This window comes from Idiomarina sp. (assembly GCF_019431395.1).
Classification (GTDB): Bacteria; Pseudomonadota; Gammaproteobacteria; order Enterobacterales; family Alteromonadaceae; genus Idiomarina.
Window position 1 is genome coordinate 700,767 of sequence record NZ_CP080268.1, and the last position, 21,627, is coordinate 722,393.

General features: G+C 48.2%; 17 protein-coding genes and 1 riboswitch. Of the genes, 15 read left to right on the forward strand and 2 right to left on the reverse strand.

Annotated elements, in window-relative coordinates:
- Nucleotides 1-107 precede the first annotated feature (107 nt).
- From KZ771_RS03470 to KZ771_RS03525, 12 genes are all read left to right on the forward strand, one after another.
- Nucleotides 108-1,157: an NAD(P)-dependent alcohol dehydrogenase gene (locus KZ771_RS03470; protein WP_290654349.1), complete on the forward strand. Its 1,050-nt coding sequence runs from the start codon at nucleotides 108-110 to the stop codon at nucleotides 1,155-1,157.
- A 67-nt stretch (nucleotides 1,158-1,224) separates the two neighbouring features.
- Nucleotides 1,225-2,283, forward strand: a complete 1,059-nt coding sequence (locus tag KZ771_RS03475; RefSeq protein ID WP_133539231.1) for a diguanylate cyclase — start codon at nucleotides 1,225-1,227, stop codon at nucleotides 2,281-2,283.
- Nucleotides 2,284-2,328: 45 nt separating this feature from the next.
- Nucleotides 2,329-2,495: riboswitch (Lysine riboswitch) on the forward strand.
- A gap of 73 nt (nucleotides 2,496-2,568) precedes the next feature.
- Nucleotides 2,569-3,948, forward strand: a complete 1,380-nt coding sequence (gene lysC / locus KZ771_RS03480) for a lysine-sensitive aspartokinase 3 (RefSeq protein ID WP_290654350.1) — start codon at nucleotides 2,569-2,571, stop codon at nucleotides 3,946-3,948.
- Between the two features lie 72 nt (nucleotides 3,949-4,020).
- Nucleotides 4,021-4,818 carry an undecaprenyl-diphosphate phosphatase gene (locus KZ771_RS03485; RefSeq protein ID WP_290654351.1) on the forward strand — a complete coding sequence of 266 codons (798 nt, stop codon included), beginning with the start codon at nucleotides 4,021-4,023 and terminating at the stop codon, nucleotides 4,816-4,818.
- A 25-nt stretch (nucleotides 4,819-4,843) separates the two neighbouring features.
- Nucleotides 4,844-5,653 carry an ion transporter gene (locus KZ771_RS03490; RefSeq protein ID WP_133539228.1) on the forward strand — a complete coding sequence of 270 codons (810 nt, stop codon included), beginning with the start codon at nucleotides 4,844-4,846 and terminating at the stop codon, nucleotides 5,651-5,653.
- Nucleotides 5,654-5,670: 17 nt separating this feature from the next.
- A complete protein-coding gene (locus tag KZ771_RS03495; protein ID WP_290654352.1) occupies nucleotides 5,671-6,342 on the forward strand; it encodes a SprT family zinc-dependent metalloprotease in 672 nt (223 codons plus the stop codon).
- A gap of 92 nt (nucleotides 6,343-6,434) precedes the next feature.
- Nucleotides 6,435-8,189, forward strand: a complete 1,755-nt coding sequence (locus tag KZ771_RS03500) for a thiamine pyrophosphate-binding protein (protein ID WP_290654353.1) — start codon at nucleotides 6,435-6,437, stop codon at nucleotides 8,187-8,189.
- A gap of 104 nt (nucleotides 8,190-8,293) precedes the next feature.
- Nucleotides 8,294-8,734 carry a VOC family protein gene (locus tag KZ771_RS03505; protein WP_290654354.1) on the forward strand — a complete coding sequence of 147 codons (441 nt, stop codon included), beginning with the start codon at nucleotides 8,294-8,296 and terminating at the stop codon, nucleotides 8,732-8,734.
- Between the two features lie 75 nt (nucleotides 8,735-8,809).
- Entirely contained in the window at nucleotides 8,810-11,035 is a 2,226-nt protein-coding gene (locus KZ771_RS03510) for an NADP-dependent isocitrate dehydrogenase (RefSeq protein WP_290654355.1), read from the forward strand.
- Between the two features lie 162 nt (nucleotides 11,036-11,197).
- Nucleotides 11,198-12,238, forward strand: coding sequence for a sensor domain-containing diguanylate cyclase (locus KZ771_RS03515; RefSeq protein ID WP_290654356.1), 1,041 nt, complete (start codon nucleotides 11,198-11,200; stop codon nucleotides 12,236-12,238).
- A gap of 30 nt (nucleotides 12,239-12,268) precedes the next feature.
- Entirely contained in the window at nucleotides 12,269-14,089 is a 1,821-nt protein-coding gene (locus tag KZ771_RS03520; protein WP_290654357.1) for a tetratricopeptide repeat protein, read from the forward strand.
- A 20-nt stretch (nucleotides 14,090-14,109) separates the two neighbouring features.
- Entirely contained in the window at nucleotides 14,110-14,571 is a 462-nt protein-coding gene (locus tag KZ771_RS03525; protein WP_133539220.1) for a hotdog fold domain-containing protein, read from the forward strand.
- 217 nt (nucleotides 14,572-14,788) lie between these two features.
- Here KZ771_RS03525 and KZ771_RS03530 read toward each other — a convergent pair whose 3' ends face one another.
- Both KZ771_RS03530 and KZ771_RS03535 read right to left on the reverse strand, forming a co-directional pair.
- Nucleotides 14,789-16,342: a peptide MFS transporter gene (locus KZ771_RS03530; protein WP_290654358.1), complete on the reverse strand. Its 1,554-nt coding sequence runs from the start codon at nucleotides 16,340-16,342 to the stop codon at nucleotides 14,789-14,791.
- 152 nt (nucleotides 16,343-16,494) lie between these two features.
- Nucleotides 16,495-18,669, reverse strand: a complete 2,175-nt coding sequence (locus tag KZ771_RS03535) for an EAL domain-containing protein (RefSeq protein WP_290654359.1) — start codon at nucleotides 18,667-18,669, stop codon at nucleotides 16,495-16,497.
- Nucleotides 18,670-18,838: 169 nt separating this feature from the next.
- Here KZ771_RS03535 and KZ771_RS03540 point away from each other — a divergent pair, with 169 nt between their 5' ends.
- From KZ771_RS03540 to prpC, 3 genes are all read left to right on the forward strand, one after another.
- Nucleotides 18,839-19,537 (forward strand): GntR family transcriptional regulator, encoded by a 699-nt coding sequence (locus tag KZ771_RS03540; RefSeq protein ID WP_290654360.1) that lies wholly within the window; start codon nucleotides 18,839-18,841, stop codon nucleotides 19,535-19,537.
- Nucleotides 19,534-20,412, forward strand: a complete 879-nt coding sequence (gene prpB, locus KZ771_RS03545; protein ID WP_133539216.1) for a methylisocitrate lyase — start codon at nucleotides 19,534-19,536, stop codon at nucleotides 20,410-20,412. The genes KZ771_RS03540 and prpB overlap by 4 nt, the downstream gene beginning before the upstream one ends.
- A gap of 89 nt (nucleotides 20,413-20,501) precedes the next feature.
- Nucleotides 20,502-21,626, forward strand: coding sequence for a 2-methylcitrate synthase (gene prpC, locus KZ771_RS03550; RefSeq protein ID WP_290654361.1), 1,125 nt, complete (start codon nucleotides 20,502-20,504; stop codon nucleotides 21,624-21,626).
- Nucleotide 21,627 lies beyond the last annotated feature (1 nt).

The following is a 21,627-nucleotide window of genomic DNA, read 5'->3' on the forward strand; positions in this document are numbered from 1 at the left end:
TGCCGCGATGCAGCTAGATGCAACGTTTGCTATGGATCCATTGCCATGCCTTATTAGTATTACATTGCAGTTGTGTTCAGTTACACCCTCAAATAAGGAATTTCATTATGGTAAAAGCTTATGCAGCAAAATCGGAAACCTCAGGTCTGGCCGAGCATCCGATTGAGCGTCGTCAATTGAGAGATGATGACGTCGCGATTGAGATTGATTATTGCGGTGTCTGCCACACCGATATTCACTATGTTGAAATTGTCTGGGGTGTCTCTGTCTATCCTGTCGTACCCGGGCACGAAATTATCGGCCGGGTTACTGAGGTAGGCGCTAAGGTGACAGCGTACAAACCGGGGGACACGGTTGGCGTAGGTTGCCTGGTTGATTCATGCCGTGACTGTTCAGCTTGTCATGATGGCTTGGAGCAGTATTGCTTAAACGGCATGGTACCAACTTATAACGGCGAAGACCTGCACGATGGCTCGGTTACTTATGGTGGATACTCAGAAGGTATCGTCGTCAGCGATCGTTTTGTCGTAAAAGTACCGGAGTCGCTTGATCCGGCTAAAGCCGCGCCATTGCTATGTGCCGGTATAACGACTTATTCACCGCTGCGTCATTATGGTGTAAAAAAAGGTGACAAAGTGGGCGTTATTGGCATGGGCGGCTTAGGCCATATGGGCGTTAAGTTTGCTAAGGCATTAGGGGCAGAAGTGACCATCTTTACTCGCTCTGAATCTAAAGTGAAAGAAGCGAAAAAGCAGGGCGCTGATCATGTGGTGATCTCGACTGACGAACAACAAATGCAGGATGTTGCTGAAAGCTTTGACTTCATGCTTGATACGGTGCCGGTAAAACATGACCTGAACCCGTATTTAAACTGTTTGAAGTATGATGGCACACACATCATTGTTGGTTTACTTGAATCAGTTGAACCGCCGCTAGAGGCGGGGGCGCTGGTCTTAAAGCGTCGCGTCATTGCTGGATCGTTAATCGGTGGGTTACCTGAGACTCAGGAAATGCTCGACTTTTGCGGTGAGCATGGCATTCACTGTGATGTCGAAATGCTTGATATCGAGAACATCAATGAAGCTTATGAGCGAATGAAGAAAGGCGACGTAAAATACCGCTTTGTAATTGATATGAATTCACTGAAAAAGAAATAAGTTTTATTTGACTTAATGCTCAAATACCTAAAAGATACTGATACTTCTATCGAGGTATCAGTATCTTATGTTGTCGTTTTGGTATAAAAACTTTTCTCATATTCCACGCCATCACGGCGACTTTCACCGTGCCAAGCTCATTTATCACTTACTTCTATTTGTCTGCATACTTGCCGGCGTTGTTACCGCGCTGAACCTATTTCTTTTCGATGCTAAAGAAATCGCCTTTATTGATGCTATCGGCTTAACGTTATCGCTCTGTATTTACTGGTATTTTCGTAAAACAGGGAATGTAAAAGTGGCAGGCTGGGCAGTAACCATCCTGTTCATCACAATTATTTGGGCGTTCCTGACGGTCTGGAGTGGTAATAACTACGGTATCGTATGGGCAACGTTAATACCGCCCGTGGCATTTTTTCTGCTTGGCCGCAGCATGGGAACCCTGGTATCCATCGTATTCTTTAGCTATGCCACCTATATCGTATACGGGCATGTTCAGGCGGGTCTCACATACCAACTATCACTTGGCGGTGTATTGAACGTTATTGAAGTGCTGATTGCACACATCATGCTGTTCAGGTTTTATGAACGTACCCGAGCTGATGCTATGTTGCAGTTACAGCAAAACCGTGAACAGCTAGAAATCATCGCTAACACGGATAAGTTAACAGGGTTGAACAACCGTCAGCGTTTCGACCAACAGTTACATAAATACGTTGTTGATGCTGAGCGCAAACAACAGCCGTTTGCGTTGCTGCTTGTCGATATTGATCATTTTAAACGCGTAAATGATCAGTTTGGGCATCTATTTGGTGATTCTGTGTTGCAGTCATTGGCAACTTATTTACAGCAAAACCTACGTAGTGAGGACTTTCTGGCACGCTGGGGTGGCGAGGAATTTGCCGTACTGATGCCCAATACCAGTAGCCGGCAAGCATACCAATTAGCCGAGCGGCTACGGGAACTTATTGCGGACACGCCAATTTGTGAGCATGAGGTAACCTTTAGTGGGGGTATCGCAGTTTGGCGTCCGGGCTACGATGCAGAAACCCTGCTTGGTCATGCCGATAAAGCACTTTATAAAGCTAAAGATAATGGTCGAAATCGTATCGAAATGTACACCTGAACGGTTAGTTTGAATTGATTTTTGCAGAGTATTTGTGATTTACTAAGCGCAGGAAGAGGCGCGGCACTCAGGTCGTTGAGTCAGAATAACCCACCCGGGGTGACTCAATCAGGGGAGTGGCCGCCGAGGTAGCAATTGTGGGGTAAGTTGCTATCGGCTATCGGGTTTGAACACCTGTAGCTGTCACCATTTGGTGGAGAGCTTCTGCAGTCCTCTATACGTAGCCAGTATATCGTTGCAAGCTCTCTGAACGTTGTGTTGTGTTGTTTTGTTCAGGGTCAGATCATGTCAGTAACCCCCATATCTAAACAGGTCGCTATTATTCAAGTCGCAAAGTTTGGCGGCACCAGTATGGCCGATGCCGATGCGATTCGCGCATGCGTCGCTATTATTTGTGCAGAAAAAGCACCTACGTTGGTGGTGGTTAGTGCTTGCGCAGGCATTACCAATCGCCTTATTGCAATAAGTGAATCACAAACGCTGGTGGAACGTCAGCGGCTGGCTGATGAAATCATCCAGCGGCATCAACACATAGCCGAACAGGCTCATGTGGATACGCGCTGTACCGAGGCTTTACAGCAACTGCATCAGCAACTCATCGACATTATTGTCGCTCCGTGTCCGACATCTACAATAGCGCTTTTACGCCGGCGCGATCTCATTTTAAGCTTTGGTGAGCGCTGTTCCAGTGAGTTGTTTGCGGCAATCTGGCGTCAGTACAACGGCAGCGCAACATGCGTTGACGCGCGTGACTTCTTACCTACCGATGGACGCCATGGTCAGGCAAGTCCTGATTGGGTTGCTATGCAACAAGCCTGTCAGCCACTGCAGCAACGTTTGCAAGCGGGTGATGCAATGGTTACGCAAGGGTTTGTTGGTTCGGGGCCTGAGGGCTATACCACCACGTTGGGTCGAGGTGGCAGTGATTACAGCGCGGCGCTATTTGCGGCCGCTATGCAAGCGCAACGCCTCAATATCTGGACAGATGTCGCAGGCATCTACACCACCGATCCACGTGTGTGCGAAGATGCCCGTCCATTAGCTGAAATCAGCTTTGCTGAAGCCGCTGAGCTGGCGACTTTTGGCGCAAAAGTGTTACACCCTAAAAGCTTAAAGCCTGCTATAGAGCATGGTATTGATGTTTTTGTCGGTCATAGCCGCAAACCCGAGCAGGGCGGAACCTTGATTTCTGCCACCCCGGTTGAAAGGCCGTCGATTAGAGCGCTGGCGCTGCGCAGAAATCAAACACTATTGACTGTGCATAGCGTTGATATGTTGCATGCTACTGGTTTTTTGGCGCGGCTATTTGATGTTTTAGCGCGCTACGACGTTAGTGTTGATCTGGTTACTACGTCTGAGGTGAGTATTGCCATTACGCTGGATGAAGAAGGCTCTAAAGCTAATGGCGATACCGTGTTAGCGGAGGCTATGCTGACTGAATTGCAGCAGTTTGCCCACGTTAATATTGAATCGGGACTCACTCTTATCGCTGTCATCGGCAATGACATCGGTCATTTCGGCGATATTTCGCCGAGTGTTCTGCAAGCCGCTTCGCCGGCAACTATCCGTATGGTGTGTCAGGGAGCTAGTCATCATAATCTTTGCTTTTTAGTGGACGATAAAGCTGCCGATACGGTGGTAAAAAAATTACATGCAAAGCTATGACGCTGGCTGTTTATTCAGTCTATAATGCCTGCCTAAATTTTTGCAGTATCACGTGATTTTACAGGGTATCTCATGGATTTGTGGCAAGCCATTATACTAGGGATTGTGCAGGGAATTACTGAGTTTTTGCCGATATCGAGTTCGGCACACCTCATTTTAATGCCCGCGCTGACGGGCTGGAGCGACCAAGGCGTCGGTTTTGATTTATCAGTGCATGTCGGCACCTTGCTTGCGGTAGTTCTTTACTTCAGAAAAGACGTTGCAACATTGCTTGTTGACGGGCTTCGCTCAATTCCCGCGCGGCGTAACCTCGGCCAAAGCCACTTGGGCTGGATGGTTGTTATGGCCACCATACCCGCCTGCGTTGCCGGCGTGTTCTTGCTTGATTACATTGACTCTGTGTTACGTGCGGTGGGTGTGATTATTACCACCACAGTTGTTTTCGCTGTGCTACTAGCAGCGGCCGATCGTTGGGGCAGAGGCCAGCGGCAACTCACCGATATTGGTTGGTTAGATGCAATCATTGTGGGGCTGGCTCAAGCATTGGCGTTAATTCCGGGCACCTCTCGTTCAGGCGCTACCATCACTGCGGGCTTGTTTATGGGGTTAGACCGCGAAACGGCGTCTAAATTTTCGTTTTTTATGGCTATCCCGATAACCATTGCGGCTGCATCAATTAAATTGTTAACCATCTGGAGCGAGTCGATAGCGGTTGACTGGACAGGCTTTTTAATTGGTGGCATCGCATCGTTTATTACCGCCATTACTGCAATTCACTTATTTTTAAAGTGGCTCAATGCTTTCGGTATGTGGCCTTACGTGATTTACCGACTAATGCTAGCCGGTGTGTTGTATTGGCTATTTGTGTGATTACCAAGCAGGTGAATAGAAGCTAATGTACGAGAATCTGAAAAGTCGCCTGGTAACGCTAAAGAGTAACCGTTTGTTCGAATTTGCGGTCATTAGCGTGATTATTATTTCAGCCTTAGAAATTGGCGCGAAAACCTACGAACTACCGGGAATCATGAACCAACTGCTGCTCGGCCTGGATTGGTTTATTACGGTATTCTTTGTGGTTGAAATTAGCATCCGTTTTATTGCTGACCACGATAAACGTAATTTCTTTAAAAACGGCTGGAATGTTTTCGATACCCTGGTTGTGGTGGTTAGTTTAATTCCGGTTAACGACTCTGAGCTAGCCCTGTTAGCGCGCTTAGTGCGTATTTTCCGGGTGCTGCGGATGATTTCCATAATCCCTGAACTACGCACGCTGATTACATCACTGCTAAAAGCCTTGCCGCAGATGGGCTATGTGGTGCTGTTAATGTTCATCATTTTTTACATTTACGCAGCGGTTGGCAGTTATTTGTTTGCTGATATCAATCCGTTTTTGTGGGAAAACATCGCGATATCCATGTTGACGCTGTTCCGGGTGATGACCTTCGAAGACTGGACTGATATTCAGTACGAAACCATGGAAGTGTATCCACTCAGCTGGATGTTTTACATGTCGTTTATCTTTTTAACGGCGTTTGCATTTTTAAACATGGTGATAGGTATTGTCGTTAACGTGATGGATAAAGAGAGCCGTGCCGAAGCTGACCGCTTACGCGAAGAACTGGCCAGTGAACAGGAGCCGGAACCGAGCATGGCTGATTTGCAACGTGAGATACGGGAACTCAAAGCGTTGTTAAAAGATCGCTAGTTAAACGGAGGTGAAGTTTGCAAATTGGACCGCATCAGGTTGTGATTGAGCGAAAGCGCACAAAACACCTCTATTTAAAGATCAAAAACGCAACCCAGGTTCATGTATCTGCGCCCCGGCAGTGGCCACACGAAGATATCGTCGCCATTATTGAGTCCCGCAGTGAATGGATAACAGAACAACAGCAACGGTTTGCCGAGCGCCCGGAGTTGGCTTCTGCACCGCTCGTCGATGGCGCAATGATTCCCTATCGCGGCCGTGATTATCGGCTGGCATTAAGACAAGGTGCAAGCAAGGTGACTATCGTTGACGATGAAATCATCGTACAGCTAGCGCAGCCCGATGACGAAAGCGCAGTCACACAACGACTTGAGCGCTGGTGCCGGAGCCAGCTGAAACAGCAAATTAGTGAGCTATTGTTGCATTGGCAACCCATAATGCAGGTGCAAGCGAGTGATTTTGGCGTGCGCAAAATGAAAACGCGCTGGGGGAGTTGCAATATTCGAACAAAGAAAATCTGGCTTAACTTTGACTTAGTTAAAAAATCGCCGCAAAGCCTCGAATACGTCGTGGTGCACGAGCTAACTCACCTGTACGAACGCTACCATAATGCAAGATTTTATGCTTTGATGGATAAATTCTTGCCTGACTGGAGTGAAAGACGGCATCGGCTAAATCACAACGAATAAAAATAGCTGAACCGTCGTCAGTAAATCATGAAACGATTTATCGAACCGGGCGCTGGATTCGATTTAAGCATACAGCACCTGGAGCAATAACGATGAAAAAAAATGCAGCAGAGTTGGCGGTATTTGCACTGGAACAATTGGGCATTAAACACACCTTTGGCATACCCGGCGTGCATAATACTGAGCTTTATGACGCGCTTAACAGCAGCGAGCAAATCGAACCGGTGTTGGTGACTCACGAGGGCGGCGCGGCGTTCATGGCTGACGGTGTTAGTCGTGCAGCTAAAGCAGGAAGTGGCGAAATTGGTGTGTTAGCGATTGTCCCCGCAGCCGGCTTTACGCATGCTGCAAGTGGCATTGGCGAAGCGTTCTTAGACGGCATACCCATGTTGATCCTGTCCGGTGGCGTTCGTACCGATACGGGTAACCGTTTTCAGCTGCACGGTGTTGACCAAATGGAGCTTGCTAAACCGCTGACTAAGGCGGCGTACCGGGTGGGCCATCAAAACGAAATCGTGGAAACCATTTACCGCGCTTATCAAAAAGCGATTAGCGGCAAGCCGGGTCCGGTGTTGGTCGAAATACCGGTTAACCTACAATTGTTTACTGACCGAGTGCCAAAACCGATTCCGTATGCGGACTTTTTAGAGCAGCAACCGGTTCTCGCAAATGACGATCTACCGGAGTTAGTTAGTAAGGCTGCAAAGCTGCTGCGCGAAGCCAAATACCCGGCGATGTTTATTGGTTGGGGCGCGCGCCATGCAAAAAAACAATTAATACAGCTAGCCGAACAACTGCAAATGCCGGTCGCGACGACGCTACAGGGGTTATCTTCCTTCCCTCATAATCATCCGCTACACGCTGGGTTTGGCTTCAGCCCATCAGCCGTGCCGGCGGCACAATGGGCATTTGACTCATGTGACACGTTACTGGCCATCGGCACGCGGTTTTCCGAAATACCGACCGGCAGTTTTAGTGCCGAAGTGCCCGATAAATTAATTCACGTGGACATCGATGGCGCCGTATTTAACCAAAATTATCCCGCTAAAGTGGCTATCGTCGCCGATGCGCAAGCGTTTACGGATGAACTATTAGAACAATTGAAAGCTGACAAAAAACGCGAAAAAAACATTAGTTTGGTTAACGGTATCGAGAAGCGCAAAGCAGATTATCAGCAGCAATGGCTTGATCACGACAGTAATGGCCGTGTTAATCCCGCACGCTTTTTTAATCACCTGCGACAGCACATGGACGACGATGCCATCACCGTATTGGACGACGGCAACCATACCTTCTTAACCGCCGAGCTTTATCCTTTAGCAGAGCCTGCCACCTTACTGACGCCGACTGATTTTAATGCGATGGGGTATGCGGTGCCGGCAGCTATTGGCGCTAAGTTTAGCCATCCCGAAAAACAAGTCTTCGCCATCGTCGGTGACGGCTGTTTTATGATGACCTGTATGGAAATTCTGACCGCAGCAAAGCACAAGCTCGGCGTCATGTATTTCGTTTTTAATGACGGCGAACTGTCGCAAATTGCCCAGGCGCAGGCCATGCCGTACAACCGTAAGCCCTGCACGACATTGGGCCGTGCCGACTTCGAAGGAATAGCAAAAGGTGTTGGCGCAGAGTACGTATTAATTAACAACGATGAAGCAATCGATGATGGGATTTTAAACGCCGTGCGATTTGCCGAAGAGGGCAAACCCGTTATCGTCGACGCTGCCATTGATTACAGCAAACAAACGGCCTTCACGTCGGGTACGGCAAAGTCTACCTTTAAGCGCTTTCCGCTAGCGCAAAAGTTGCGTATCGGCACCCGCGCAGTAATGCGAAAGTTCAGTTAACGGGGGCTGGCTTAGGGTTATTTGTTGGAGACTTGAGGTGGCTAACTAATCTAACAGTTAGAGAAATTCGTAACAGCGGTAACAAAACAGAAAAGGAGTTAACTGTGCGTTATTTACACACCATGGTTCGAGTGCATAATTTAGAACAGTCGTTGCACTTTTATTGTGAGCTGCTCGGCTTACAAGAAATGTACCGTAAAGAGAATGAGAAAGGCCGCTTTACGCTGGTTTTTCTGGCTGCGCCTGACGATGCAGAACGGGCGGAGGAAACCAAATCACCGATGCTGGAACTGACTTATAACTGGGATCCGGAAACTTATGACGGCGGGCGTAACTTTGGTCATTTGGCATTCCGTGTCGCTAATATTTATGAAACTTGTCAACGGCTAATGGACAACGGTGTGATTATTAACCGGCCGCCGCGAGACGGTCATATGGCTTTTGTGCGGTCACCGGATAATATTTCTGTTGAGTTGTTACAGGAAGGCGAACATCTTGCGCCACAAGAGCCTTGGGCGTCGATGGAAAATACGGGCGAATGGTAATTAGACCCTAAATCCTCTATAATTCGCGCCACTTATTTAACGATTTTTACTTTGGTCCAACGAATAGGAATGACTATGTCGACTGATAAAGCAAAGATTATTTACACTGAGACGGACGAAGCGCCGCGTCTGGCAACATATTCGCTGTTGCCTTTTATTGAAGCCTTTACTAAGGCCGCTGGCGTTGCGGTAGAGACCCGTGATATTTCTTTGGCAGGTCGTATTATCTCTCAATTTCCCGAGTATCTGACCGAGCAACAACGTCAGTCTGACGCATTAGCAGAATTAGGCGAAATGGCGAAAACGGCAGAAGCCAACATCATTAAGCTGCCAAACATCAGTGCGTCTATTCCACAGATGACGGCATGTATTAAAGAATTACAGGAACAAGGCTACAAGTTACCTGACTTCCCGTTTGATCCGCAAACCGACGAAGAAAAAGACATTCGTGCGCGCTATGACAAAGTCAAAGGCAGTGCGGTTAATCCGGTGTTGCGTGAAGGTAACTCTGACCGTCGTGCACCGAGTGCCGTTAAAAACTATGCGAAGAAACACCCTCACCGCATGGGCGCGTGGTCGAAAGATTCGCAGTCACACGTTGCACACATGAATGACGGTGACTTTTACAGTAGCGAAAAGTCAACCACTTCGGCACAAGATGACAGCTTTAAAATTGTTTTAGAAGCCAATGGTCAGCAGCAGGTATTAAAAGAATCCGTACCGGTACTGGCAGGTGAAGTTGTCGATGCGGCGGTTATGAGCAAGAAGCAGTTACAGGCGTTCTTTGAAAAAGAAACGGCGGCGGCCAAAGAGCAGGGCGTACTGCTGTCGTTGCACTTAAAAGCCACCATGATGAAGGTGTCAGATCCGATCATGTTCGGTCATGCGGTGCGTGTTTACTTTAAAGACGTATTAGAAAAACATGCCGACCTGATGAAAGAAATCGAGTTTGATCCAAGTAATGGTATTGGTGACCTTTACAACAAATTGGATAAGTTAACCGCAGAGCAACGTGACGCAGTCGAGTCAGATTTAAACTCGGTTTACGCGAAACAGCCTGAGCTGGCTATGGTTAACTCGCACAAAGGTATTACTAACCTGCACGTACCGAGTGACGTCATCATTGATGCGTCAATGCCTGCAATGATTCGTGATTCGGGCAAAATGTGGGACAAAAATGACAGTCGCCAAGACGCTAAAGCTATGATCCCTGATCGTTGTTATGCGGGTGTTTACCAGGAAACCATTAACTTCTGCCGAGAAAACGGTGCTTTTGATCCAGCAACCATGGGTACGGTACCGAACGTTGGCTTGATGGCGCAAAAAGCCGAAGAATACGGTTCACATGACAAGACCTTTGAAATTGCCGCAGACGGCGTTGTCAAAGTATTGAACCAAGCGGGTGACGTTGTCTTTGAACACAACGTTGAGAAGGGTGACATCTGGCGTATGTGTCAGGTTAAAGATGCGCCAATCCGTGACTGGGTTAAGTTGGCAGTAAACCGTTCTCGTTTAAGTGGCATGCCGGCCGTGTTCTGGTTAGACAGCAACCGTGCTCACGATGCGCAGTTAATCAAAAAGGTCGAAGAATACCTGAAAGAGCACGATACCGATGGGCTTGATATTCAAATCATGGCGCCGGTAGAAGCCACTCGTCACACCCTGCAACGGGTAAAAGACGGCAAGGACACCATCTCGGTTACCGGTAACGTGCTGCGTGACTACCTGACTGACTTGTTCCCAATTCTGGAGCTGGGTACATCAGCTAAGATGTTGTCTATTGTGCCGTTAATGAACGGTGGCGGCTTATTCGAAACAGGAGCGGGTGGTTCTGCGCCTAAACACGTGCAACAGTTTGTAGAAGAAAACCACTTACGTTGGGATTCGTTAGGCGAGTTCCTGGCACTGGCTGCTTCGCTTGAACACCTGAGCCGTACTTTTGATAACCAACGTGCGCAAGTGTTGGCGGATAGTCTGGACGTTGCTACGGCGAAGTTCCTGGAAGAAAACAAGTCACCATCGCGTAAAGCGGGTGAAATTGATAACCGCGGTTCACACTTCTACCTGGCCATGTACTGGGCAGAAGCGTTAGCGAATCAAAACGATGACGCTGAACTTAAAGAGCGTTTTGCTAAGCTGTCGGAGAAACTTTCCGGTAACGAGCAGGCGATCATTGATGAGCTGAACAGCATTCAGGGTAAAAAAGTTGATATTGGCGGTTACTACCAGCCAAACCCTGAAAAAGTATCAGCCGCAATGCGTCCTTGTTCAATCCTTAACGAGGCGCTTGCCAGCCTGTAACTTTTAGGCAAAAGCCGTTAGGTAACTCCTGAGGCGTGGTTTGTGTTCGCTCATCGAGCGGCGCTACCGCGCCCTTTATATATCCGTCTATCCGACTCAGTTCGAACATACTGGATAACTTTGCTACCATCATAACGAACTTCACGTTATAGGCGCGTTGATTTGGTTGATGAAAAACTGGCGTTGGCAGATTTAGCTGAGGCGTTGCGTAACACCAAGCAAACAGACAGCCTGGCGCCGTCGCTGCTTAGAATTTTACAGACCGTGACCTCGTTTGAGTCTGTTTATTTGACTCGAGTTGACGAGGAGCGCGGTGTGCAGTCAATCATGCATGCCATCAATTCAGGCAGTTTGTCTATTCCTGAGGGATTAGAAGTCCCCTGGAGCGATACCTTGTGTCGGCGAGCAATCGAACAAAGACAATACGAGACCGACGACGTAAGCCAATGCTGGGGCGACTCTGAAGCTGCCAGTGAGTTGGGCATAACAAGTTACGTTAGCCGTCCGGTATACGTTGGCGAGCAACAAGAGCTTTACGGTACGTTATGTGCAGCAAGTACCGAACAACAAAAACCATCAGAAGCAACCAGCCAATTATTTGATATTTTCACTTCACTGATCGCCCGGCAAGTCGAGCGGGATTTAATGATCGAACGCTTGCAACACGAACAAACCGAGCTGCGCCAAAGCGCTCATACCGACCCACTGACCGGGTTATGGAATCGCCGCGGTTTAGCCAGCCAGGTAATAGAGTTACAGAAAACCGTTAAACGACCTTTGCACGTTGCCTATATTGATCTTGATGGTTTCAAAGCGATTAACGATTTATACGGTCATGACGAGGGCGATCGCTTTTTAATCGCCATTGCACAAGCGCTGATATCGCATTTACCGACAACGGCAATCGTCGCTCGTATTGGTGGTGATGAATTTGCGGTGGTGCAAGAGGCAGATTCAGATGACGCACAGCAGTCCGAGGTGATCCTGCATAAGTTGCTTGCGTCGCTAACTAGCGGGCGGTTTAGAACGCTCAACAGAGTTATTGATTATGCTGGCCCGAGTATTGGTATCGTCACGGCTAACGAACAAAATCGAAGGCTTGAAGACTGGCTGAAGCTCGCTGACCAAGCGATGTATCAAATAAAAAATCGCGACGTAAGCAACAGCGTTAAAAGTTATGTTATTGTAAATAGATTCTTATAATAATGTTAGCTAGCGGGCAGTATAGGCGTTATGGCGCAAAATCAATCAACTCTGGCGCAGCAGTTTCAGCAAGCGGTCAGTGCCTTACAAAACCAGCAGTTTTCAGTCGCGGAGCAAATAGCAACGCAACTGGATAAGCAATCACCCAATCATCCTGATATTTTGCATTTACTGGCGTTAGCAACAAAACAGGCAGCGCCCGCCCGAGCTCTGGGTTATTTTGAGCGAAGTTTAAAACTCAATCCAAAGCAGCCCTCGGTGCTATCGAATTTTGCCAACTTTTTGCAGTCCAGCCAGCAGCTGCGGGCAGCTAAGCGTTATTATCTGCAAGCATTGCAATTAGACAGCAGTTTAGTTGATGCTTGGTACAACCTGGCGTCAGTGCATTATCAGTCTCGTGATTATTTGGCTGCTGCACATGCGACTGAAAAAGCGGTTTCGCAAAAGCCTGACTATTTAAAAGCCTACTTGTTAAAAGGGCGTGCTGAGCTTGACTACAAATTGTTTGACGCTGCCGAAAAAACTATCCGAACAGCACTGAAACGCTGGCCGGACGAGCCAACGTTATTATTCAATCTGGCGTTGGTTTACCGCTATATCGAACACACCGTAGAGGCGCGTAAAATTTATGCAGAGCTCAAAGGGAGATTTAATGAGCCACAACGCTTGTTCCAGATCGGTTGTCTAGCCTACGACGATGGTGATTACGAGCAAGCAGAAAAAATCTTACGACAGGTATTAGAGCTACAAAATGATTTTGTTCCCGCGCATGAGGCACTCAATAAACTCTACTGGGAGCATGGTAACAACGAGTTATTTTTACAATCATTCAACCAGGCGCTAAGTCGCCAGCCCGACTCTCTGGCGCTGGCTTATTCCTATTTATCGCATTTATACAGGGCGCAGCAGGAACAACAGGCTAATGCTTTGCTTGATGAATTTCTGCAGCGCTTTGGCGAAGTACACAGCTTGTTGCACCTAAAAGGTGGCGCGCTGCTTCGTGCCGGCGATTGGCAACAAGCAGAAGTCTGTTACGACAAAACGTTACAGCAACAACCGCGCCATCCACGCTACCTGATTGACCAGGCCAATTTATACCTGCGTCAACAACGTTATCAGGAAGCATTAGCATTACTCGATCGTGCGCACGAAAACCAGCCGTTAGATCAGGAGGTGCACGCCTACAAAGGCTTGTGCTGGAAACTCAGTGGCGACACCCAAAAATTTGATTACCTGAACGATTACCAGCGCTACGTTAAGGTTGGATTTTTACCAACACCTGATGGTTATGATTCGCTGGAACAGTTTTGGGATGTGTTAACGCAACGCATTCGAGAATTGCATAAAACTAAACATCAACCACTGGACCAGTCTGTGCGGGGCGGCACACAAACCGTCGGCTCACTATTGGCAATGGATGACCCTGTCATTAACGCCTATAAACAAAGTCTGACGCGTTATATCGATGATTATTTAGCATCTTTGCCTGATGATAAGACCCACCCCGTCACCGCACGTAAAACCGGAAGCTATCATTTTAGTGGTAGTTGGTCTGTTAAGCTATTCAAAACGGGCTTTCATACCAATCATGTTCACCCGGAAGGGTGGCTTTCGATGTGTACTTATTTAAGTGTGCCTGAGCAAGTCAGCGCAGATGACCCTGATAAAAAGGGCTGGATAAAGTTTGGCGAAACCTCACTGGGTCTGGAAGGAAAAGAACAGATTGATAAAGCCGTCTGTCCGCAACCGGGCATGTGTGTGATTTTTCCGAGTTATTGCTGGCACGGCACCATCCCGTTTGACGCGGATGATGAACGTATCACCATTCCATGCGATATTATGCCGTCTTAACCGCATACAGGTAATGAAAAGTGACTGATAACTACTTACTTAGATTGTATAAAAAGTGCCTGAAATATCCCGGCGGCCGCTGGCTTTTTTCGACCATGTTTGCCCGCAAAGCACCGTACTTTGCTACCATCAAACCGCGTATTCAGGTACTCGAACCTAACTTTTGTCAGTTAACGTTTAAAAAACGCAAAGCGGTGCAAAACCACATTGGTACGGTGCATGCTATTGCCGTTTGCAACGGCATGGAAATGGCCATGGGAGCCGTTGCCGAAGCATCAATCCCCAAGCATTTGCGTTGGTTGCCAAAAGGCATGAACGTTGAGTATCTGGCGAAAACAACCAGTGACGTTACCATCGAAGCAAAAGCCAGCGAACAAACCTGGCACCCCGGCGACCAATTGATTGAAGTTGTCGCCCGCCGAGCTGACGACACCGTCGTCGCCAAAGGCCACATCACCATCTACGTATCAAATAAAAAGTAGCTTGCGCGTTTGGCGCAAGTGAGGCGAGGCCGAGTAGCCATCGGCTTTTGCTTGACACGGGCACCTCTCGCCCAAGAACCGCTCCAAGCACGTCCGTGTGGCTTGTTTCCGGGCATCCATGCCCTCCAACATTCTTGGGCGAGAGGTGCCCATATCAACCAGGCCGATGGCTATTCGGCCTAAATGCCCGCGAAGGGGTCGCGGGCAGAATTAAAGGCTAAGGCTTACCGACAGGTTCGTTGGCGTCGATAACCGCACCAGGGTGGTCGTCTTCGCCGTCGTCTGGCGCAAGTTTCTCCCACTTACGGGTAAAGAATGCCAGGACAAAAACTACTGCACCGACGCTGACGCCGAATACGAATATGGTCCAGTATAGTTCCGGCATCGCCTGCGGGTTTTCAGGGTCCAGCCCGCCTGCCAGCAAGCCGGCGATAACGTTACCCATAGCGTAGGTTAAAACGAACACACCCATCAACTGACCGGCCATACGTTTTGGTGACAGTTTACTTACCGCACTTAATGCAACAGGGCTTAAGCAAAGCTCGCCGACGGTGTGAATGAAGTAAACCGCTACCAACCAATAAGGCGCTACTTTCAGGCCGCTGGCAGCGGCTTGTGAGGCAAAGAACATCACGATAAAGCCGGTTGCCATAATAATCAGACCCAGCGCACTCTTAAAGCCATACGATGGGTTGATCATGCGCTTACTCAAGTTAATCCATAACGCGGCAAAAAACGGCGATAGGGTAACCAGGAATATCGAGTTAAGCGACTGGAACCAGGTGGTTGGAATAGTAAAGTCGCCGATAACGCGGTCGGTCAAATCACGAGCGAACAAATTGAATGATGAACCAGCTTGCTCAAAGCCTGCCCAGAACATAGTCGATGCAATACAGACCAGGAACAGGGCACCGAGGCGCTTCATTTCGTCTTTTGTTAACTTACCAAACAAGAAGATCGACAGGTAGTAGACGAAGAAGATAACGGTGAATACGATGGCAACATTCTCGGCAACGATAACCGGGTTGATGGTGACAATGCCTTTTAATGCAGCCACGGTGAATACAGTTAAGCCGGCGAGTAGCGCAACGATGATACCCCAGCTGCGTTTTGCACCTTGCGGTGATAATGGCTTGGGTGGCTCGGCACCGACACCTTTCAATTTAGGTTGCGTTATTTTGTATTGGATCAAGCCTAGTGCCATACCAACAGCTGCGGCACCAAAGCCCCAGTGGTAACCTGCATTTTCTTGTAAATAACCGGTAACAAAGTAGCCGATGATTGAACCAATGTTGATACCCATGTAATACAGAGTATAACCGCCGTCACGACGATCATCGTTAGAGCTGTATAGTTGGCCTACCATGGCAGTGATGTTTGGTTTCAGCAGGCCAGTACCCAGAACTACCAAAATCATACCGATATAAAAACTGGCCACAGAAGGAATAGCCAGCACGATGTGACCCAGCATGATGATAATACCGCCATACCAGGTTGCCCGTTGGCCGCCAAGTAAGCGGTCGGCAATCCAGCCGCCGGGTAAGCCCATAAAATAGACTGCGCCGGTATACAGGCCGTAAATGGCGGTGGCTGAGGCTACCGTGATAGCTAAACCGCCTTCTTGCAGGCTAGCCGTCATAAATAGTACTAACAGCGCGCGCATGCCGTAATAACTCATGCGCTCCCACATTTCGGTAAAGAACAGGGTTTGCAAGCCGCCGGGTTGACCAAAGAAGCTTGCGTCTTTATCGACGATATTTTTAGGATCCATTCTTGTTATCCATTTTATTATTTAAAAACAACTGTTTATTTAACTAGCAACGTATTTCGACTAAAGTCGCAGTCGAAAAAAGTGGCCTTACTTTACAAGGCAAGGCCACAGATTGGAACCAAAAACGATAAAATGAATTATTTTTGCGCTAGCTATTCGAGTATCAGCGAATGGGACCTGAACTCAGACTCTGCCACCGGTTTGCTAAACAAGTAGCCCTGGAAATAGTCGCAACCTAACGACGAAAGGTAGTCAAAGTGTTTTTCCGTTTCGACACCCTCGGCAACGACTTTTAAGCCCAGATTATGGGCCAGCTGAACGATGGTTTGTACGATGGCTTCTTTTTGTGGCGATTCAAACATGTCACGCACAAAAGACACATCGATTTTGAGCACATCGAATGGCAATTTCATTAGGTAGGATAGTGATGAGTAACCGGTGCCAAAATCGTCGAGCGCAAACTGAATGCCCAATTGCTTGAGTTCATCAATTTTGTTAATTACATCGTCAACGTTTTGCATCAATACGCTCTCCGTTAACTCGATCTTTAAACTGCCCTGCGGTAATTGGTAGTGATGAATGAGTGTGTTGAGCTTGTCGACAAAGTCCAATTGTTGGAACTGTGGCGCGCTAACGTTAATTGATAACACTAAATGATTAAAGCCAAGTTGTTGCCACTGCTTAATAATTTGACAGGCTTGTTCGTTAATCCAGTCACCCAGACCAATGATTAATCCTGTCTCTTCGGCCAGTGGAATAAACTCTGCCGGCGACACAAAACCAAACTCGGGGTGTTGCCAGCGAATCAGAGCTTCCGCGCCGATGACCTTACGCTGCGCGTTTAATTGCGGCTGCAGGTATAGTTCTAGCTGTTCGTTGTTTTCAATTGCATAACGTAAGTCAGCTTCAATACGCACGCGCTTTTCTATGGCCTCAGCCATTTCGCGATGATATAGCTGTATTTGACCTAAGCCCGAACGTTTGGCCTCGGAGAGCGCCAAGGCGGCTTGTACTAACAGGTTTTCCGCCGACACTGCGCTGTCGTTGAGTAAGGTGAGTCCCATACTTAGTGAGCAACGATGGCGGTAATCCTTTAACGAATAGGGCTGCTGCAGGTTGTCCTGCATTAAACGCGCTAATTCCAACGCTTTTGATTGGGCAGAGGCAGGATTGCCATCGTATGGGATTCGAGCGACTGCGGCAAATTCATTAGAACTAGGGCGCGCCACCATATGAACGTCCATCGGGATACGCTCTAGCCGGTGTGTTACTGACTGCAACAGCAAGTCGCCGAGCGTTGGCCCGAGCGTGTTGTTAAGCACCTTAAACTTATCGATATCCAGTAAAAATAATGCGAGGCATTCGCCTTGCTGATTTTGTGCCGGCTGGCTGTCTAAATACTCGAGTAGCGAGCGACGGTTGGGCAGGCCTGTTAACGAATCATTAAAGGCAAGCTCACGAATTTTACGATCAGACTGTCGAATCGCGCGACTGGTATTCTGTAAGCGTTTATCCAACGCCGAGGAAAGCCACGCAAATAAAGCGATTAAGATGACCGACAGCGCTATCGCGTAGATAAGCCACTGATGTTGAGCATGACTGGAACCTGTATTCAATGCTGTTGCGGATGTCGGGTAAAATCTTGCAGCAATCATGGCGATGTAGTGCATGCTAGAAATTGCTACGGCAATGATTAGGGCCGTACTCAACTGCAGTCGGTTCGAGCGTTTTCCGTGACTGCCGGACAGCAGGTAATGGCGATAAGTAGTCATCGCGATAACACCTAAGACTACAGCGACCACGATTGAGGTTACAAACCAACCGACATCATAACGCAGCTCAGCGGGTAGCTGCATTGCTGCCATACCAATGTAATGCATCAAGCCGATGCCCGCACCCAGCAAGCTACCAGATACGACAATCAATGATTTTTCGCGCAACGCGGACAAACGTTTGCGCTCGCCTAAGCGTTTGATCTGGAGTTGCAGCGAGTAAGCTGCATAGTTGCCTGCGATGGCCGGCAGGATAGACAGCAGCGTGAGTGCAACTCCGTGATTCATCACCACAGTCAGCTCAAAGGCAAGCATGCCGATAAAGTGCATACTCCAAACGCCAATGCCGGCGACGAATGCTGTAGCAAGTTGCCACCCTTCACGCCGCAGCGCATTGCGTTGTCCCAGAGCGCGCGCAAAAATTTTAAGTGCAGCAAAAGAGGCAACAAACGCAACTATATATGATAGTGCGACTAACCAATTATTATACTCGCCGGCCAAAGGGACCTGGCTAAACTGGTTCAGATCAAAAAACTGTGCCAATAAATCGTTCATAGTGGGCAGTGTAGCAAATAAGAGCTAGCAGGTGAGTTTTTTGCTATCGCGTCAACATTGTCGACAATATTTAGAGTTGTCATTGAAAAAATTTCCATTTGGCGCTAATATCCTTCGCATTGTCGACATAATGCTGTCGAATTTCTTTCATCATAAAAAACGGCTAATTATGACAGTAATTTACGATCCACAAAACCCATTAAGATCACCGGTAACGTCGGCTGATCGGGTTTTGTATGCCGTGCAACAAGCCATAGTCGAGGGTGATATTGCCGCCGGTAGTAAATTAACCGAGACGGGCCTAGCCAAACAATTTAATGTAAGCCGCGCGCCGTTGCGTGAAGCACTGGCAAGGCTGGAGCGCTGTCACCTGGTTGAGCGGACGCCGAATGCAGGTGTGCGAGTAGTGACCTTAAGTTATGAAAGCCTCATTGCCTTGTATCAAATACGCGAAGAATTAGAAGGGTTAGCCTGTCGTTTAGCTGCGGAAAAAATGGCAAACGAGGAAATCGATGCGTTGTCTAAGTTATTAGAGCAACACCTTAAAGATCAGCGCGTCCGTGAAGGCGAAAGTTATTATCAGGAGGCGGGCGATGTGGACTTTCATTATCGCATTATTCTGGCCAGTAAAAATCAGTATTTAATTAATATGCTTTGTGACGAGTTGTATTTTTTGGTGCGCATGTACCGTGTGCAGCTGGGTATGAACGGCCCGCGGGTGTCGCGGGCCTTTGACGAACACAAAGCGATTATTACCGCTATTGCTAACCGTGATGGCGAACTTGCCGATTTGTTGATGCGCCGCCATATCAGCGCATCACGCAAAAACATTGAAACAAAACTACAAGCACATAAGGAAGTATCATGAGTCAATTACAAAGCCCGGGCGCGAAATTGCGCCGTGCCGTTGCCGATGAAAAGCCATTGCAAATTGTCGGTACTATTAATGCCTACACTGCCATGATGGCAGAAAAAGTCGGCCACAAAGCATTGTATTTGTCGGGTGCAGGCGTGGCAAATGCGTCGTTTGGTTTACCTGACTTAGGCATGACTTCTTTGAACGACGTGTGTGAAGACATTCGTCGTATTACCGGTGCCAGCGACTTGCCTTTGTTGGTGGACGCCGATACGGGTTGGGGTGGGGCGTTTAACATTGCCCGTACGGTAAAAGAAATGAGTCGTGCCGGAGCGGCAGGTTTTCATATCGAAGATCAGGTTGCGCAAAAGCGTTGTGGCCACCGTCCTAATAAGGAAATTGTGAGCCAGCAGGAAATGGTTGACCGTGTAAAAGCGGCTGTTGATGCACGTATCGATGATCAATTTTATATCATGGCTCGCACCGACGCGTTCCAGCAGGAAGGTATCGAGGCAGCGATTGCGCGTTCACAAGCCTGTGTCGAAGCTGGTGCGGATGCAATTTTTGCCGAAGCCGTGCACACGCTGGAACACTACAAGGCCTTTACTGACGCACTCGATGTGCCGGTGCTGGCCAATATCACCGAGTTTGGTGCAACGCCTTTATTTAACAAACAAGAGCTGGCCGATGTGGGCGTGGAAATTGTGCTTTATCCACTAAGTGCATTCCGTGCCATGAACAAAGCCGCACTGAACGTCTACAATAGTATTTTAGCGAACGGCGACCAGAAAGAGGTTGTCGATGATATGCAAACGCGAGCGGAATTGTATGAATTCCTGAACTATCACGACTTCGAAGAAAAGCTCGATCAGCTATTTAAAAAATAACCCGATCTTGCGCCAAAGGCGCAAGTTACCAGGGCCAGTAGCTTGCGCCTCTGGCGCAAGTCAAACAAGATTGAAAAAAGGAAATTACCATGGCAGAGAAGAAACTAAGCGGCGCAGGTTTGCGCGGACAATCAGCCGGCGAAACGGCGCTATGTACAGTAGGTAAAAGTGGTTCAGGCTTAACCTATCGCGGCTATGACATTAAAGAACTGGCCGAAAAAGTCAGCTTTGAAGAAGTGGCCTACCTGCTGGCAAAAGGCGAATTGCCAACTCAGTCGCAACTTGACGACTACCGTAAACGCTTAAAGTCACTGCGCGTATTGCCACAGGAAGTCAAAGACGTATTGGAGCGTATTCCAAAGTCAGCACACCCAATGGATGTTATGCGTACCGGCTGTTCAATGCTGGGTAACCTGGAAACAGAAGAGAGCTTCGACGAAGCCGATGACCATATTGAACGTTTTCTAGCTACTTTCCCTGGCATCGTGCTGTACTGGTATCGCTTTACTCACGACGGCGTTCGTATCGATACGGACTCAGAAGAAGAGTCTATCGGCGCGCACTTCCTGCGTTTATTGCACGACAAAACACCGTCACAGCTGCATGCTGACGTGATGAACACCTCACTAATTCTATACGCAGAGCATGAATTTAACGCGTCGACCTTTACTGCGCGTGTTTGTGCCTCAACATTGTCTGACATTCACTCGTGTGTTACCGGTGCGATTGGTTCACTGCGTGGCCCACTGCACGGTGGTGCGAATGAAGCAGCAATGGAACTTATCGAAGACATGAAAGACGCCGACGATGCCGAGCAAACGCTGATGGGCATGTTAGAGCGTAAAGAGAAAATCATGGGCTTCGGTCATGCCATTTACAAAGAGTTTGATCCGCGTAACGACATCATCAAAGCATGGTCTAAGAAATTATCTGAAGAAGTCGGCGACAGCCGTTTGTACGATGTTTCTGTACGCTGTGAAGAAGTCATGTGGCGCGAGAAGAAGTTGTTCCCGAATGCGGACTTCTTCCATGCTTCTGCCTACAACTACATGGGCATTCCAACCAAACTGTTTACGCCAATTTTTGTTATATCACGGGTAACCGGCTGGACCGCGCACGTTAAAGAACAGCGTGCCAACAACCGTATCATTCGTCCGTCTGCGGACTACACCGGTCCAGAGGCGCGTCCAGTTCCAGCTATTGGTGACCGTTAAT